This window comes from Dactylosporangium sp. NBC_01737, assembly GCF_035963215.1.
Taxonomy (GTDB): domain Bacteria; phylum Actinomycetota; class Actinomycetes; order Mycobacteriales; family Micromonosporaceae; genus Dactylosporangium.
The window spans coordinates 5,066,943-5,081,697 of record NZ_CP109153.1 but is presented as its reverse complement, the minus strand read 5'-3'; the positions used below and the strand labels follow the sequence as shown (position 1 = coordinate 5,081,697).

Annotated in this window: 15 protein-coding genes; 9 read left to right on the top strand and 6 right to left on the bottom strand. The window is 71.7% G+C overall.

Annotated features, from left to right (window positions below):
- Window positions 1-56: 56 nt before the first annotated feature.
- From OHA72_RS22980 to OHA72_RS22965, 4 genes are all read right to left on the bottom strand, one after another.
- Window positions 57-1,070, bottom strand: a complete 1,014-nt coding sequence (locus OHA72_RS22980) for a LysR family transcriptional regulator (RefSeq protein WP_327009839.1) — start codon at window positions 1,068-1,070, stop codon at window positions 57-59.
- A gap of 130 nt (window positions 1,071-1,200) precedes the next feature.
- Window positions 1,201-1,941, bottom strand: a complete 741-nt coding sequence (locus OHA72_RS22975; RefSeq protein WP_327009838.1) for a TetR/AcrR family transcriptional regulator — start codon at window positions 1,939-1,941, stop codon at window positions 1,201-1,203.
- Window positions 1,942-1,946: 5 nt separating this feature from the next.
- Window positions 1,947-2,711, bottom strand: coding sequence for an enoyl-CoA hydratase/isomerase family protein (locus tag OHA72_RS22970; protein WP_327009837.1), 765 nt, complete (start codon window positions 2,709-2,711; stop codon window positions 1,947-1,949).
- Entirely contained in the window at window positions 2,708-4,261 is a 1,554-nt protein-coding gene (locus OHA72_RS22965; protein WP_327009836.1) for a class I adenylate-forming enzyme family protein, read from the bottom strand. Before OHA72_RS22965 ends, OHA72_RS22970 begins: the two co-directional genes overlap by 4 nt.
- Before the next feature lie 200 nt (window positions 4,262-4,461).
- Here OHA72_RS22965 and OHA72_RS22960 point away from each other — a divergent pair, with 200 nt between their 5' ends.
- Genes OHA72_RS22960 through OHA72_RS22920 form a run of 9 tightly spaced genes read left to right on the top strand, consistent with a single transcriptional unit; the run spans window position 4,462 to window position 12,741 of the window.
- The gene (locus OHA72_RS22960) at window positions 4,462-5,235 is read left to right on the top strand and encodes an SDR family NAD(P)-dependent oxidoreductase (RefSeq protein ID WP_327009835.1); all 774 of its coding nucleotides are present in this window, start codon (window positions 4,462-4,464) and stop codon (window positions 5,233-5,235) included.
- Window positions 5,235-6,014 carry a crotonase/enoyl-CoA hydratase family protein gene (locus tag OHA72_RS22955; RefSeq protein WP_327009834.1) on the top strand — a complete coding sequence of 260 codons (780 nt, stop codon included), beginning with the start codon at window positions 5,235-5,237 and terminating at the stop codon, window positions 6,012-6,014. The genes OHA72_RS22960 and OHA72_RS22955 overlap by 1 nt, the downstream gene beginning before the upstream one ends.
- Window positions 6,011-7,147, top strand: coding sequence for an acyl-CoA dehydrogenase family protein (locus OHA72_RS22950; RefSeq protein WP_327009833.1), 1,137 nt, complete (start codon window positions 6,011-6,013; stop codon window positions 7,145-7,147). Before OHA72_RS22955 ends, OHA72_RS22950 begins: the two co-directional genes overlap by 4 nt.
- Window positions 7,148-7,168: 21 nt before the next feature.
- Window positions 7,169-8,557: a 4-hydroxyphenylacetate 3-hydroxylase N-terminal domain-containing protein gene (locus tag OHA72_RS22945; RefSeq protein WP_327009832.1), complete on the top strand. Its 1,389-nt coding sequence runs from the start codon at window positions 7,169-7,171 to the stop codon at window positions 8,555-8,557.
- A complete protein-coding gene (locus OHA72_RS22940) occupies window positions 8,554-9,609 on the top strand; it encodes an acyl-CoA dehydrogenase family protein (RefSeq protein WP_327009831.1) in 1,056 nt (351 codons plus the stop codon). Before OHA72_RS22945 ends, OHA72_RS22940 begins: the two co-directional genes overlap by 4 nt.
- A 3-nt stretch (window positions 9,610-9,612) precedes the next feature.
- Window positions 9,613-11,031, top strand: a complete 1,419-nt coding sequence (locus OHA72_RS22935) for an acyclic terpene utilization AtuA family protein (RefSeq protein ID WP_327009830.1) — start codon at window positions 9,613-9,615, stop codon at window positions 11,029-11,031.
- Window positions 11,028-11,336, top strand: a complete 309-nt coding sequence (locus tag OHA72_RS22930; protein ID WP_327009829.1) for a DUF4387 family protein — start codon at window positions 11,028-11,030, stop codon at window positions 11,334-11,336. The genes OHA72_RS22935 and OHA72_RS22930 overlap by 4 nt, the downstream gene beginning before the upstream one ends.
- A complete protein-coding gene (locus OHA72_RS22925; RefSeq protein ID WP_327009828.1) occupies window positions 11,333-12,349 on the top strand; it encodes a CaiB/BaiF CoA transferase family protein in 1,017 nt (338 codons plus the stop codon). The genes OHA72_RS22930 and OHA72_RS22925 overlap by 4 nt, the downstream gene beginning before the upstream one ends.
- The gene (locus OHA72_RS22920) at window positions 12,346-12,741 is read left to right on the top strand and encodes a nuclear transport factor 2 family protein (protein ID WP_327009827.1); all 396 of its coding nucleotides are present in this window, start codon (window positions 12,346-12,348) and stop codon (window positions 12,739-12,741) included. Before OHA72_RS22925 ends, OHA72_RS22920 begins: the two co-directional genes overlap by 4 nt.
- Here OHA72_RS22920 and OHA72_RS22915 read toward each other — a convergent pair.
- Both OHA72_RS22915 and OHA72_RS22910 read right to left on the bottom strand, forming a co-directional pair.
- Window positions 12,721-13,506, bottom strand: coding sequence for an SDR family NAD(P)-dependent oxidoreductase (locus OHA72_RS22915; RefSeq protein WP_327009826.1), 786 nt, complete (start codon window positions 13,504-13,506; stop codon window positions 12,721-12,723). The genes OHA72_RS22920 and OHA72_RS22915 overlap by 21 nt on opposite strands.
- A complete protein-coding gene (locus tag OHA72_RS22910; RefSeq protein ID WP_327009825.1) occupies window positions 13,503-14,645 on the bottom strand; it encodes a thiolase family protein in 1,143 nt (380 codons plus the stop codon). The genes OHA72_RS22915 and OHA72_RS22910 overlap by 4 nt, the downstream gene beginning before the upstream one ends.
- Between the last annotated feature and the right edge of the window lie 110 nt (window positions 14,646-14,755).

Genomic DNA, 14,755 nt, shown 5'->3' with positions numbered 1-14,755 from the left:
TAGTTCGACTGCACCCATAGCGCGGAAGTATCGGTCGCATTCAGCGGGGCGATGCGTCAGCTCGCGAGGCGGGCCTGACGGCTTGTGGCGGCGGTCCGCGCGTCGCGGATCCGGGCGTCGACGACGGCGCCGGCGGCGACCAGGCCGAGCCCGAGGTCCTGCTGCTGCTGCAGGGCGGTCACCCAGCGTTTCGCGTCGGCGTGGATCACGTTGGTGAAGGCGGAGACGCCGATCGACCGGTCCCCCGGGCGGCGCAGCAGCCGCAGCCGGCGCACCTGCGCGGGCGTGATCTCCTGGACGACCGCGCCGCGGGCCTGGGCCTCGATCGCCAGGCGCAGCGTCAGGAACGTCGAACCGACCCCGGCCAGGACGAGCGGGATGGTGGACGAGGTCCGCGCGACCTCGACGACGACCGTGGCACCGACCCCGCGGGCAGCCATCGCCCGCTCGACGTCCGTCCATGCCTGACCGCGGCGATCACCGGCGACCATCGGCACCCCGGCGAGGCGTTCCAGCGGGACCGGACCGACCGAGCGGGGCGTGCCGGGCGGGGACACGAGCACGACGTGCTGCTCACTGACCAGCAGCTGCTCCAGTTCTTCGCAGACGATCGAGCCTGCGGTCAGGCCGAGGTCGCAGTCGCCGGAGCGGACCAGTTCGGCGACACCATCGTCGCTCTCGCTCTCCTCGACCCGCACGACCGTGTCGGGATATTTGCGGCGGAAGCAGCCCAGCCACGGTGCGAGGGGGTCGGCGACGAGCCCGGCGCCGGCGGCGACGGAGATCTGCCCGGCGTGCAGCTCGCGGACCCGCAGCACGGCCGTCTGGGCCCGTTCGACAGAGCGGATGACCTGGCGGGCGGGGCCGACGAGGGCCTGCCCGGCCGGTGACAGCACCAGGCCGCGGCCGACCCTCAGGAACAGCTCGGTGCGCAGCTGCCGTTCGAGACTCCGGATCGCCTGGGACAGCGACGGCTGGGACAGGTGCAGCGCCTTGGCCGCGCGAGTGACCCCGCCGTGGTCATGGACGGCCAGGAAGTATTCGAGCTGACGGACCTCGATGCTGTTCATCCCGCACTCCCGCGTCGCTGCCGGGTATGGATGCGGCGAGTGTTCCAGAACCGAGTCTGGTTTTCAACAGTTGTGTTACGGCGATGTTTCGGACATCGTGCCAGCTCAGACCCAGTGATGACGATCGAGATTACAGAGAGGCAGAATCGGTTCTGTTAGCTTGTGGGTCCGCCGGCAGGTCCAGCAGCCGGCAGGCGAGGGCGATCTCGAACCGTGCCTCGTCGGCCGAGAGCAGGCCCGCGATCCAGTTGCGGGTCGCCGACCCGAAGCACCCGGCGACCACCCGCAGCACCATCCACGCCTCGTAGCCGGGAGTGCTGTCGTGACCGTGCGCGATCACCGAGAGCAATCGCAGGTGCATCTGCTGGACCTCGTCGTGGGTCCCGCGGTAGTCCGGGTTCGTGCCGATCAGGACCCGCGCCAGCGCCGAGGTGACGTGCGGCTGGCGCTGCTGCGCGGCGAACTCGCGCAGCAGGTAGGCACTGACCCGGGCACCCGGCGTCGAGCCGGCCAGGTCGACGTCGGCCTGCTGCACCCGGGCGAGGGCCCGCTCGAACCGGGCTCGCGCCATCTCCAGCAGCAGGTGGTCCTTCGACGGAAAGTAGCGGTACACCGTCGCCAGCGACACCTGGGCGTCCTCGGCGACCCGCTTCATCTGCAGCGAGTCCTCCCCGCCGGCGGCCAGCATTGCCGAGGCACTGCTCAGCACCCGGCTGCGCCGGTCGTGCTGGGCCGGCGTGCGCGGCTGCGCAGGGGCCGCCACCACCCGCGGCGCCGCGACCTTCACCCCCGAGGCCTTCACCTTCACGTCGGACATCGTGGCCACCAAAACGCCCGCCGTCCACTCCGTTGTGCCCGTCGTGTCCGTCATGTCCGTCATCGTCCCTCGAATCGGGCAGGCCGGCGCTCCAGGAACGCCGCGATGCCCTCCTGCGCGTCCGCCGACAGCCGGTTGACCGCCTGGGCCGTGGTCTCCGCCGCGAGAGACTCGGCCACCCCGCGCGCGAACGAGTCCCGCAGCAGCTGCTTCGTCAGCCGGGTCGCGATCGGCGGGCCCGCCGCCAGTAACGCGGCGAGCGTCGCCACCGCCCCGGGCAGCTCCTCCGGCGCGACGACGTCCTCCAGCAGCCCGAGCTCACGGGCCCGCGCCGCGTCGAAGATCTCCGGCAGCAGGCACAGCCGGGTCGCCATCCGCAGGCCGACCAGCCGGGGCAGCAGCCACGACGTCGCGAAGTCCGGTGACAGCCCGCGAGCCAGGAACATCGTTCCGAACCGGGCCCTGGTGCTGGCGACGACGAAGTCGCAGGCGAGGGCCAGCCCGAACCCGGCGCCGGCGGCGAGGCCGTTGACCTGCGCGATCGTCGGCTGCGGCAGCGCGACCAGGGCCTGGCAGGTCCGGGCGACAGCGGCGAGCTGGGCGTGCGGGTGCGCGGCCCGGTCCCCGCCGTCGAGGTCGCCGCCGCTGCAGAACGCCCCGCCGGTGCCGGTCACGACCACGACTCGGGCGTCGCGCGCCGCCGCCTCCTGGAACGCGGCGCCGAGCTCGTCCCAGGCACCGTACGTCATCGCGTTGCGCCGCTCCGGGCGGTCGATCGTCACCGTGAGCACCGGCCCGTCGCGGGTCACCAGCACCGCGCTCACGCCGTCACCGCCAGGGACGCGGCAAGCTGGTTCCGCAGGGTCTTACCGGAGGCGTTCTTCGGCAGGGTGCCGACGACGACAACCCGTGACGGCGTCTTGTACCCGGCCAGCCGCGAGCGGCAGAACGTCCGCAGCTCGTCCGGATCCGGGACGGTGCCCGGCACGGCGACGACGGCCGCGACGACGACCTGCCCCCACCGCTCGTCCAGCAGCCCGACCACCGCCGCCTCGTCGACCAGCGGGTGCTCGACCAGGACGCTCTCGATCTCGGCGGGGTAGATGTTCTCACCGCCGCGCAGGATCATGTCGTCCTTGCGCCCGGCCAGGTAGAGGTAGCCGTCGGCGTCCCGCCACGCCATGTCGCCGCTGCAGAACCAGCCATCGGTCACCTTGGTGGCGGTGAGGTCGGGGCGGCCGACGTACCCGTCCATGATCGTGTCGCTGCGGGTGCGGATCTCCCCGACCGTGCCGACGCCGACCTCGGTGCCGTCGGCGTCGCACAACCGCAGGTCGACGCCGAACATCGGCCGTCCGATCGAGCCGAGCAGGTGCGGGCGGCCGTCGAACGCGGCCCGGTGGTCGGCGGGGCGCAGGATCGTCTGCCCGCCGCCTTCGGTGCCGGCACCGAAGGTGTTGAACAGGTCGCAGCCGAACGTCGCATGCAGCCGATGGATCAGCTCGGGCGGCATCGCCGCACCACCGTAGGCGATGCTGCGCAGCTGCGGCACCGGGCCGACCCCGGGCCGGCCGAGCAACGCCACGATCATGCTCGGCACCAGCAGGCAGCGCGTGACGGCGCCGCTGCGCAGGCAGCCCAGGACGGCGTCGGCGTCGAACTGCGGCAACAGCATCAGCGCCGCGCCCCGGGAGATCGCGTAGTAGAGCCAGCCCATCCCCGAGACGTGGAACAGCGGGGTGCCCGCATACAGGCATTCCCCCGGCTGGAAGCCCTGCTCGAGGACACCCTTGGCGGTGTTGGCCTTGAGCATCCGCTGGGTCTGCGCGACAACCCGCGGGGTGCCGGTCGTCCCGCTGGTCAGCATCCACAGCAGCACGTCGTCGTCACCGGCTGCCGCCGGCATGGTGACCGGGCCGTCCCGGGCGGTGAACTCCTCGATGGAGGCAACCCCGGGCAGCGGGTTGTCGAAGGTCAGCACCAGCCGCAGCCCCGGCGCCGCGGCCCGCAGCGCGGGCAGCAGATCGGCGTAGCGCCCCTCCAGGACCAGCACCGCCGGGTCGGCGAGGGACGTCAGCGCGGCGAGCTCCGGCCCGGCGAGCCGGAAGTTCAGCGGTGCCGCGATCGTGCCGAGCTTCAGCGAGGCGAACAGCGTCACCGCATAGCCGACGCTGTCGGTGCCGAGCAACGCGATACGCTCACCCTTGGCGACTCCTGCAGCACGCAGAGCGACCGCCAGCCGCGACGCCCGCTCCTCGAGGCCGGCATAGGTCAGCGCGACCCCGTCCGGCGTCCGCAGCGCGGGCATGTCCGGGTAGGCGTGCGCGCCCATCGTAGGCCAGTCGCCCGGTCCGACCGAGGACAACAAACTCACTGCCACACTCCCGCCGCATTCCTGGAAAAAGAATATCTGAATCCGACGGTAGTCAGCACCCATCCGGTGTCAAGACAAAAGCGCGGCACCGTCCGATAGGCGTCCCCTATCAATTCGGCGCACAGGTGTATTGGACTTTCCGGCCGATTGCGGCAATCGTCGGTGGGGTCGATGGCGCAATGGCGGCAGGAGAACTCAACGTGAAACTGGACAAGGCCACCGTCGTGGTGACCGGCGGGGCTTCCGGGCTCGGCCTGGCCACCGCACGCCGGCTCGTCGCCGAGGGCGCGACCGTGGTGATGGTCGACCTGCCCGCCGCGACCGAAGCCGGCACCGCCGAGGCAAAAGGGCTCGGCCCGGCCGCGACGTTCGTCGCCGCCGACATCACCTCCACCGAGGAGATGACCGTGGCCGTCGACGTCGCCCGGGACCGGGGCACGGTCCGCGGGCTGGTGCACTGCGCCGGGCGGGGCAGCGATCGCCTGCGCATCCTCGACAGGGAGGGCGCCCCCGCGCCGATCGAAGGGTTCGCCGAGGTCGTGCGGGTCAACCTCGTCGGGACCTACAACGTGCTGCGCCTCGTCGCCGCCGCGATCGCCGAGGCGCCACCGGTCGACGGCGAACGGGGCGCCTGCGTGCTCACGGCGTCGGTCGCCGCGTTCGAGGGGCAGATCGGCCAGGCGTCCTACACCGCCGCCAAGGCCGGTGTGCACGCGATCACCCTCGTCACCGCCCGGGACCTGGCGAGCCGGCAGATCCGGGTCAACACGATCGCGCCGGGAGTGTTCGACACCCCGATGCTCGGGCGGCTCCGCGACGACCTGCGCGCCGGGCTCGCCGCGAGCGTGCCGAACCCGAAGCGCCTCGGCACGCCGGACGAGTACGCCGCCCTGGCCGTGCACATGCTGTCCAACGGCTACCTCAACGGCGAGACGATCCGCCTCGACGGGGCGATCCGGATGGCGCCGCGCTGATGACCGGCCTCCAGCACGCACCCGCTGTTCTGCTGGAACGGCGCGGTCACGTCGCGATCGTCACGGTCAACCGGCCGCACCGGCGCAACGCGATCAACCGGACCACCGCGGACGCACTCGCCGAAACATTCACCGCCCTCGACGCCGACATGAGCGTCCGGGCAATCGTCTTCACCGGCGCCGGCGGGACCTTCAGCGCCGGCATGGACCTGCGGGACTTCCCCGTGCAAGGCCGCCCGAGCGTCCCCGGCCGTGGGTTCGCCGGCTTCGTGCAGGCCCCGCCGCGGGTCCCGGTCGTCGCCGCCGTCGAAGGCTGGGCCCTCGGTGGTGGCTTCGAAATGGTCCTCGCGTGCGATCTCGTCGTGGCCGCCAACGACGCCCGATTCGGGCTGCCGGAGGTCACCCGCGGGCTGGCCGCGAGGGGCGGTGGCGCGTTCCGGTTGCCACGCCGTCTGCCGTACGCCCTCGCGACGGAACTCATCCTCACCGGCGAGCCCATCGACGCGGGCCGGGCCGCCGGGTGCGGCCTCGTCAACCGGCTCACCCCACCGGGTGGGGCCCTGGAGGCCGCGGTCCAGCTGGCGCAGACGGTCGCCGCGAACGCTCCCCTCGCGGTCACCGCCAGCGTCCAGGTGCTGCGGCGCAGCGCCGACTGGGCGGACGACGAGGCGTTCACACGGCAGGACGAGTGGTTCGACCCGGTGTTCGCCTCCGCCGACGCCGCCGAAGGCTCCCGTGCGTTCGCCGAGCGGCGCGTCCCCCTCTGGGCGGGACGATGACCGGCTTCGAGGCCCTCGCGGCGAGCATCCACGCGTTCGCCACCGCCGAAGGACTCTCCCGCCGCGATCCGGACGCCGTCACCGACGAACCGGGCAGCGGCGGCGGAGGGCTGGCCCGGTCCGTGGCGTTCCAGCGGAGGCTGTTCGACGCCGGCCTCGCATGGTTCGACGGGCCGGTCGAGCACGGCGGTCACGGCCTCGACCCAGCCACCGCCACCGCCCTGCGCGACGTCCTGCACGAATACGTGCTGCCCGACCAGACCTACTTCACCGTCAGCCGCCGCATCGTCGCCCCGACGATCCTGGCACACGGCACCCCGCAGCAGCAGACCCGCTGGATCAGGGCGCTGTGGCGGGCCGACGTCCTGGCCTGCCAGTTGTTCTCCGAACCGGAAGCCGGCTCCGACCTCGCCGCCCTGCGCTGCACCGCCGTCCGCGACGGCGACGCGTGGGTCGTCAACGGGCAGAAGGTCTGGTCGTCGTGGGCGCACCTCAGCGATGTCGGCGAACTCCTCGCCCGCACCGGGGCCCCGGCCGACCGGCACCGCAGCATCACCGCCTTCCTCGTCGAGATGAACCTGCCCGGAATCACGGTCCGGCCGATCCGCCAGATCAACGGCGGCAGCCACTTCAACGAGGTGTTCTTCGACGACGTCCGAATCCCCGACAGCGCCAGGCTCGGTGCCGTCAACGACGGCTGGACGGTCGCGATGTCCACGCTCACCAGTGAACGCACCGCGATGGGCAGCCGGGACAAGACGTATCTCAGCCACCCGTACCGGCGGCTGCGTGCCCTGACCGCCGGTGACGTCGGCGATGCCGACCAGCGACTCCTCGCAGAGGCGTGGATGCGGGAACGGCTCGGCGGGGTGACCGCGGACCGGGTGGCGACCGCCGGGCTGTCACCGTCCGTCGGCAAGCTCGCCCTCGTCGACGACCTGCTCTTCTACGGCCGCACCGCCGCCCACCTGCTCGGCCCGGACCTCGTCGCCGGCGCCGGCACCCCCGGCGCGTTCTGGTCTGACTTCCTGCTCAGCTCCCCGGCGCAGCGCATCGCCGGGGGAACCGATCAGATCCAGCGCGGCATCGTCGCCGAGCGAGTGCTCGGCCTGCCGCGCGACTGGCGCACCTGATATGAGAGGACCGCAGCACCCATGATGACCGGGGAACAGTACCGGCACAGCCTCCGCGACGGCCGCCAGGTCTACATCGCCGGGCGGCGGATCGAGGACGTCACCGAGGAACCGCTGCTGCAGCAGAGCATCGCGATGACCGCGGCGAACTACGACGAGTTCTACCGGCCCGGCGACGACACGTTCGGGCCGCTGTTCTTCATCCCGCGCAGCGTCGAGGACCTGAAGTATCAGGAGGTGGAGCAGCTGAAATGGGCGAACCCGACCCGTACGACGTCGGTGAGCCTGCTCATGCTGATGACCGCCGCCAGCCGGATCCGCTCACAGCTGCCGGTCTACGCCGACCGGGTGATGGACTACTTCGAGCACGCCAAACGGGCCGACCTGCGCTGCGTGCAGACCATCACCGACGCCAAGGGCAACCGGGCGCTGTCGCCGATGAAGCAGGACGACCCCGACCTGTACGTGCGGGTGGTCAGCCGCGACTCCGGCGGAGTGGTGATCCGCGGCGCGAAGCTGCACATCACCGGCGCCCCGATCGACCACGACCTCATCGTGATGCCGACGAAGCGGATGAAGCCCGGTGAGGAGGACTGGTCGATCGCCTGCGCAGTGCCGGTCGGCGCGCCCGGGGTGAAGATCGTCGCGACGACGTACGCGCCGCGGCCGGACCTGCCGAGCGACTACTTCCCATACAGCGGCCGGCGCAACATGGCCGAGGGGTTCGTCATCTTCGACGACGTGTACGTGCCGAACGAGCGGGTCTTCCTCGACGGCGAGGTCGAGCACTCCGCCACGTTCGCCCACTCGCTCGGGCTGTGGGAACGTATCGGCAGCGTCGCGCACTACGTCGAGATGGCCGACACGATCGTCGGGATGGCCCAGCTCATCGCCGAGGCCAACGGGCTGCAGCGCATCCCGCACATCCGGCAGAAGATCGCCGAGCTGATCAACTACGCGACGATGATCCGGGCCGGTCTCGAGGCCGCCGTCAACAACGCCCAGTTCACCGCCGAGGGGTGGGCGTCGCCGGATGAGCTGATGACCAACGCCGCCAAGTACTTCGCTGCGGCGAACTACGCCGAGATGGTCCGCAACCTACACGACATCGCCGGCGGCAGCGTGCTGACCGCGCCGATGCTCGACGACCTGCGCAACCCGGAGACCGGCGAGTTCGTCGCGAAGTACATGCGCACGATGGACGGGGTCGACGCCGAATACCGGATGCGGCTGTTCCACGGCATCCGCGACTTCACCGCCGACACGTTCGGCGGCTGGCAGAGCGTGACGATCCTGCAGGGCGGCGGCGGCCTGCACGCCCAGCGGCTCATCGTCGAGAAGCACTACGACATGACCCACGCGAAGGACCTGGCCCGCAAGATCTGCGGCGTCGAGGGAGCCGAGTCGTGACCGCACCGCCGGGGGTGGCCGCGGAGCTGGCATCGGCGCTGCGGGACTTCCTCGGCGCCTACGCCAAGCCGGTCGTTCCGGCCGAGGAAGGCGGGCAGGTCTGGTCACGGCTCTGCGGCGAACTCGGCCTGGCCGGTCTGCTCGTCCCCGAATCGCACGGCGGTCTCGGGTTCGGCCCGGCGGAACTGGTCGCGGTCGCCGCGGAGCTGGGCCGGGCCGTCGTCGGCGGCCCGTTCGTCCCGGGCACCGTCGCGGCCGCCACCGCACTGTCCACCCTGGACGGTGCGGCAGCCGGCGAGCTCTTGGCCCGCATCGCCGGCGGGACACTGCCCCCCACGTTCGTGCACATGCCCCTCGCCGCCGCCCGCCGGGTGACCGCGCAGTCCACAGTAGACGACTCGGTGACGCTGACCGGCTCGGTCGGGCCGGTTCTCGCCGCCCCGCCGCCGGCGCCGCTGCTGGTCGCCGCGGACATGGACGGAACCCCGGTGCTCGCCCTCGTCGCGGGCGGCGCCGAGCTGACCGAACTGCCGTCCCTCGACATCAGCCGACCCGCTTGGCGGGTCACGTTCGACGGCACCCCCGCGACGGTTCTCGCCGACGGCGACCGGGCGGCCCAGGCGATCCGGCGGGCCGAGGTCGCCACCTGGATCGCGCTGGGCGCCGAATGCGTCGGCGTCGCCGGGCACGCCCTCGAACTGACCGTCGAGCACGCGAAGACCCGCCGCCAGTTCGGCCGGCCGATCGGCGCGTTCCAGGCGGTACAGCACAAACTCGCCGACCTGACCGTGACCCTGGAGGTGGCCCGGTCCGCCGCCGAATACGTCGTGCGGTGCGGCGGCGACGAACGCAGCGCGCACACCCTTGCCGTCAAGGCGTCCGAGGCCGCCGTGACGATCACGACCGAAGCCGTCCAGTTGCACGGCGGGATCGGCTTCACCTGGGAATACCCGGCCCATGTCCTGCTCCGTCGCGCGCACGCCGCCGCGGTGCTCGCCGGGACCCCGGACCAGCACCGGCGCGCATTGTTCGCGCTGCTCGACGAAAGGTGAACGATGAGCACTGAGAACCGGTCCAGGGTACGGTTCATCGCCCCGGCCGCGGTCATGGGCGGCGGCTTCTCCACGAAGTCGTTCCGGGCCGCACTGCAGACGAAGCCGGACTTCATCGCCTGCGACGCCGGCAGCACCGACTGGGGTCCCTACTACCTCGGTGCCGCGACCACGTGGGCCGGCTACCGACAGACCCGCCGCGACCTGGAACGCATGGTCGTCGGCGCCCTCGACATCGGGGTTCCGCTGCTGATCGGCTCGGCCGGGTTCACCGGCAGCGACGCCGGGCTCACCTGGTTCCAGGGCGTCGTCGAGGACATCCTCGCCGCGCACGGCCGGACCGCCCGCATCGCCACGATCCGCACCGAACAACCGAAGGACTGGGTCCTCGGCAAGGTCCGCAGTGGACAGACGTGGGGCCTCGACGGCCGCCCGGACCTGACCGAGGCCGACGTCGACAAGGCCGCCCGGATCGTCGCGATGATGGGTCCGGAACCCTACGCCGAGGCCCTCGACGCAGGTGCCCAGATCGTCCTCGCCGGCCGGTCCTCCGACGCCGCGATCTACGCCGCTGTGCCGCTGATGCACGGCATCGCCCCCGGCCCGGCATGGCATATGGGCAAGACCGTCGAGTGCGGGTACGCGATCGAGGAGCCGATCGGCGCCGGTGAGTGCATCGTCGGGGAGGTCGACGACGAGGGGTTCACCGTGAGGCCCGTTGGTGGCCGATCCCGGTGCACGGTACGTTCCGTCGCCGCGCAGATGCTGTACGAGAACGCCACCCCGTACCTGCTGCGCGAACCACCCGGAACCCTGGACACGTCGGCGGCGCGGTACATCCAGGTGGACGAGCAGACCGTCCGCGTGGTCGGGGCGGCGTTCACCCCGGAGCCGTACAGCGTCCGCCTCGAAGGGGTCGAGCAGATCGGCCACCGCAGCATGTGCCTGTTCGGGGTCCGTGACCCTGCCGTGGTGCGCAATGTCGGCGACTACACGGCCGCGATCACCGACCTCGTGCACCGCACCGCCCAGGACCGCTATGGCCTGGACGGCTCCGAGTACACGTTCGGGTTCCGTCGCTACGGCTACGACGCCGTCCTCGGCGACGCCGAACCCAACGCCGCGAACGGCTACGCCGGCTGCTACGAGATCGGCCTCGTTGCCGAGGCCGTCGCCGCCGACCAGGAGATCGCGCACGAGATCGTGTCCGGGGCGATGCCGTTCTTCATGCACGGTGTCCGCGTCCCCGGCGTGGCGAACTCCGCCAACGGCGCGCTCGCCTACGCCCCGTCGGTCCTCGACGTCGGGCCGGTATTCAACTGGAGCGTCTGGCACGCCGCCGCCCTCGACCATCCGATGGAGCCATTCACCCTTGAAGTCACCGACAGCGGCGCCGCACGGCAAGAGATGGTTCGCTCATGAATGACATCCGATCCGAGTGCAGCACCTTCCGGACCCGCAACGCGGGTGCGTTCCTCGTCTCCGCCGACATGGTGTTCACGACCGAGGAGGCATACCTGCGGTGGCGCGACTCCGGCGTCATCACCGCCGAGGCCGTCGCCGCCCTGCTGCACGTCGACCCGGCGACCGTGCAGATCATCGACTACCCCGCGGCGAACGCCATCAAGGTGACGATGCCCCGCCGCACCGTCGCCGGCGGGCCCGACGACACCGACCTGGACAGCGCGGCCCAATTCGTGCCGCTGTTGTCGCTGCGCCTGCCGTGACCCCGCTGACCGGGGTCCGGGTCGTCCTGCTCGCCGGTGCCGGCCCGGCCCCGTTCGCCGGAATGCTGCTGCGCGACCTGGGCGCCGAGATCGTCCGGGTCGACCGGCCGGGCAGCGGCGTCGGGGTGTCCGGGCTGCCGTCGCACCTGGACTCCCGGTCCCGGGGCGTGCGCAGCGTCGTCGCCGACCTGAAGACGGATGAGGGTCGCGACACGGTCCGCCGGTTGGCAACCACCGCCGACGTGTTCATCGACCCGTACCGGCCGGGCGTCGTGGAACGGTTCGGGCTCGGCCCGGCGGTCCTGTGCGCCGAACACCCGCCGCTCGTCTACGTCCACATGACCGGCTGGGGTCACGACGGCGCCTGGGCGCAGCGTGCCGGGCACGACATCAACTACCTCGCCGTCGCCGGAGCGCTGTATCCGACCGGCCCGGCAGACCGGCCGCCGCTGCCGCCGCTGAACCTCCTCGCCGACTTCGGCGCCGGCGGCACATACCTCGTCATGGGGGTCCTGGCGGCGCTGCTGGAACGCATCCGCACCGGCCGTGGCACCGTCCTGGACGTGGCGATGACCGACGCCGTCGCCTCGCTGACGACGCTGCTGCACGACATGCGCGCCGCGGGGCTGTGGACGCACGGACGGGAGTCGAACATCTTCGACGGCGGCGCCCCGTTCTACCGCACCTACCGCACTGCCGACGGCGGGTTCATGGCCGTCGGCGCGATCGAACCGGCGTTCCACGCGGCACTCCTGGCCGCCCTGGGGATCGACCCGGCGGACTGGCCGCAGCACGACCGCGACCGGTGGCCTGCCCAGCGGGACGAACTGGCCCGGATCTTCGCCGGCAGGACCCGTGCGGACTGGGAGCGGGTGTTTGCAGACGTCGATGCCTGCGTCACCCCCGTTCTCACCCCCGACGAGGCACCGCACCATCCCGCGCTCGCGTCGCGGGGCACATTCACCGACCGGGACGGCTACCTCGTCCCCGGACCTTGGAGGGCCGCACGATGACCGACCTGCTCCTCGAAGTGTCGGCGTTGCAGGCGGCGTACTGCCGCGCCGTCGACGACCGCGACCCGGACCTGCTGCGATCGATCGTCGCCGATGACGTGGAGACCCTCGGCGCCGACGGCGTGCCACGCGAAGGAGCAGCCGAGTTCGTCGGGCTGTTCCACCGGTACTGGGCGCGCACCACCGCACCCGGCCTGCATCTGGTGTCCAATGTGGAGATCACCGGCGACGGGGATCCGATCGAGGTCCGGGCACTGTTCCACGCGGTGTCACAAGCCGCCGACGGGCAGGTCGTGCAGACCTGGGGCCGCTACCGCGACCACGTCACCCGCACCGCGCACGGCGGCCTGGTGTTCGCCGCGAAGCGGATCTCAGTAGTGCACCGCCGTTGACGTGCCGCCAGACACCGTCAGCACCTGCCCGGTCAGCCCCGACGACGCCACCGACGCGAGGAACACCACGACGGCGGCGACCTCGGCCGGTTCGACGAACCTCCGCAGCGACTGCCTGGCGGCCAGTTTGCGCAGGTGTGCGTCCGGATCCGGTGCACCGGCGACGAGCATCGCCCGCACGCCCGCGGTGAGCACGAGCCCGGGCTGGACGACGTTCGCGGTGATCCCGTCCGGGCCGAGCTCGCGGGCCATCGAATGGGTCAGGTGCACGAGGGCGGCGTTGCGCACCCCGGAGCTGACGTTGTGCCGGGCGATCCGCGCCGCCTCCCCGCCGATGTTCACCACCCTGCCTTGGACGCTGTTTCGCAGGTATGGCACGGCGGCCCGCACGACCCGCAGATAGCCGACGACCTTCTCGTCGAAGTCGGCCCGCAGCAGCGCGTCCGTCGTCGTGAACAGCCCGTCCGGGACACCGCCGGACACCCTGGCGGCGTTGTTGACGACGACGTCGACCCCACCGAGCGTCTCCGCGGCGGCGATGACGGCCTGTTCGCAGCCATCGGCGTCGGTGATGTCTCCGGCGTGGACGGACGGGACCGGCGATCCGGCATCAGCGCACGCCCGCAGCAGCTCGGCAGCGCCGGCCGGGTCGCGACAGATGACGGCACAGCGGGCCCCGGCCGCCGTGGCGCCCTCGACGATCGCCCGGCCGATCCCCCGCGAGCCGCCGGTCACCAGGATCCGGCGGCCGTCCAGGAGGGTCATCCGGCCAGCTCGACGATCGTGGCGTTGGCCATGCCACCCGCCTCGCACATCGACTGCAACCCGTACCGGATGTCGTTGTCGCGCATGTGGTGCAGCAGCCGGGTCATGAGGATCGCGCCGGACGCTCCCAGGGGATGACCGACCGCGATCGCTCCGCCGAGCGGGTTCAGCCGTTCCGGTTTCGCCCCGGTCTCGGCGAGCCAGCCGAGCGGCACGGACGCGAACGCCTCGTTGATCTCGAACGCGCCGATGTCGTCGATGCCGAGACCAGCGCGGGCGAGGACCTTGTGCGTCGCCGGCCAGGGGGCGCTGAGCATGACGACCGGGTCATCGCCGACGACCGTGCCGGCACGGAACACGGCGAGGGGGGTCAGGCCGAGCGCGCAGGCCCGGTCCCCGGTCGTCACGAGCAGCGCGGCGGCACCGTCGGAGATTTGGGAGGCGTTGCCGGCGTGGATGACGCCGTCCTCACGGAACGCCGGTTTCAGATTCGCCAGCGTCTCCACTGTGGACGATCGACGGATGCCCTCGTCGGCGGCCAGCGGCGTGTCCGGCAGCGTGACGAGCTGACCGGCGAACGCTCCGGCGTCGGTCGCGGCAGCGGCGAGGGTGTGCGAACGGACCGAGAACTCGTCCAGCGCCGTCCTAGACAGCTTGTACCGGTCGGCCAGGGTCTCCGCACCCTCGCCCTGGCTGAACGCGTCGCGGGCGTACCGGGCGCGGACTTTCGGCCCGTACGGCATGCCGGTCGCGCGGGCGGCGCCGAGCGGCACCCGCGACATCATCTCGACCCCGCCGGCGACGACCAGGTCGGCCATGCCGGACAGGACGCTCGCGACCGCGAAGTGCAGCGCCTGCTGACTGGACCCGCAGGCCCGGTCGATCGTCACACCCGGCACCGTCTCCGGCCAGCCGGCCGCGAGGGCCGCCATCCGGCCGACGTTGGTGGACTGGTCACCGAGCTGGTTGACGCAGCCGAACATAACGTCGTCGACGTCGGCCGGGTCGATCCCGGTCCGCGCGACAAGGGTCTTGAGCACCTCGGCGGCCAGGTCCACCGGATGCCAGGCGGCGAGGGCGCCGTTGCGCTTGCCGATCGGGGTTCGGACGGCGTCGACAATCACCGCGGTGTGCTCCATACCGCAATTTCAGCCGGTCGGGGGTGGTGTGCACAAAGACGAACCGCGCATCTGTCGATAGGCACAGCCAATCGCCGCGCCATCGCCGCGTCCGCTTCGCCACACCTATC

Excerpts from the sequence above, each read along its gene's own strand:
- OHA72_RS22950 (WP_327009833.1), top strand. The coding sequence starts at position 6,011 with ATGACCGGCTTCGAGGCCCTCGCGGCGAGCATCCACGCGTTCGCCACC.
- OHA72_RS22975 (WP_327009838.1), bottom strand. The coding sequence starts at position 1,941 with ATGACGGACACGACGGGCACAACGGAGTGGACGGCGGGCGTTTTGGTG.
- OHA72_RS22915 (WP_327009826.1), bottom strand. The coding sequence starts at position 13,506 with ATGACCCTCCTGGACGGCCGCCGGATCCTGGTGACCGGCGGCTCGCGG.
- OHA72_RS22980 (WP_327009839.1), bottom strand. The coding sequence starts at position 1,070 with ATGAACAGCATCGAGGTCCGTCAGCTCGAATACTTCCTGGCCGTCCAT.
- OHA72_RS22930 (WP_327009829.1), top strand. The coding sequence starts at position 11,028 with ATGAATGACATCCGATCCGAGTGCAGCACCTTCCGGACCCGCAACGCG.
- OHA72_RS22955 (WP_327009834.1), top strand. The coding sequence starts at position 5,235 with ATGACCGGCCTCCAGCACGCACCCGCTGTTCTGCTGGAACGGCGCGGT.
- OHA72_RS22945 (WP_327009832.1), top strand. The coding sequence starts at position 7,169 with ATGATGACCGGGGAACAGTACCGGCACAGCCTCCGCGACGGCCGCCAG.
- OHA72_RS22920 (WP_327009827.1), top strand. The coding sequence starts at position 12,346 with ATGACCGACCTGCTCCTCGAAGTGTCGGCGTTGCAGGCGGCGTACTGC.
- OHA72_RS22935 (WP_327009830.1), top strand. The coding sequence starts at position 9,613 with ATGAGCACTGAGAACCGGTCCAGGGTACGGTTCATCGCCCCGGCCGCG.
- OHA72_RS22910 (WP_327009825.1), bottom strand. The coding sequence starts at position 14,645 with ATGGAGCACACCGCGGTGATTGTCGACGCCGTCCGAACCCCGATCGGC.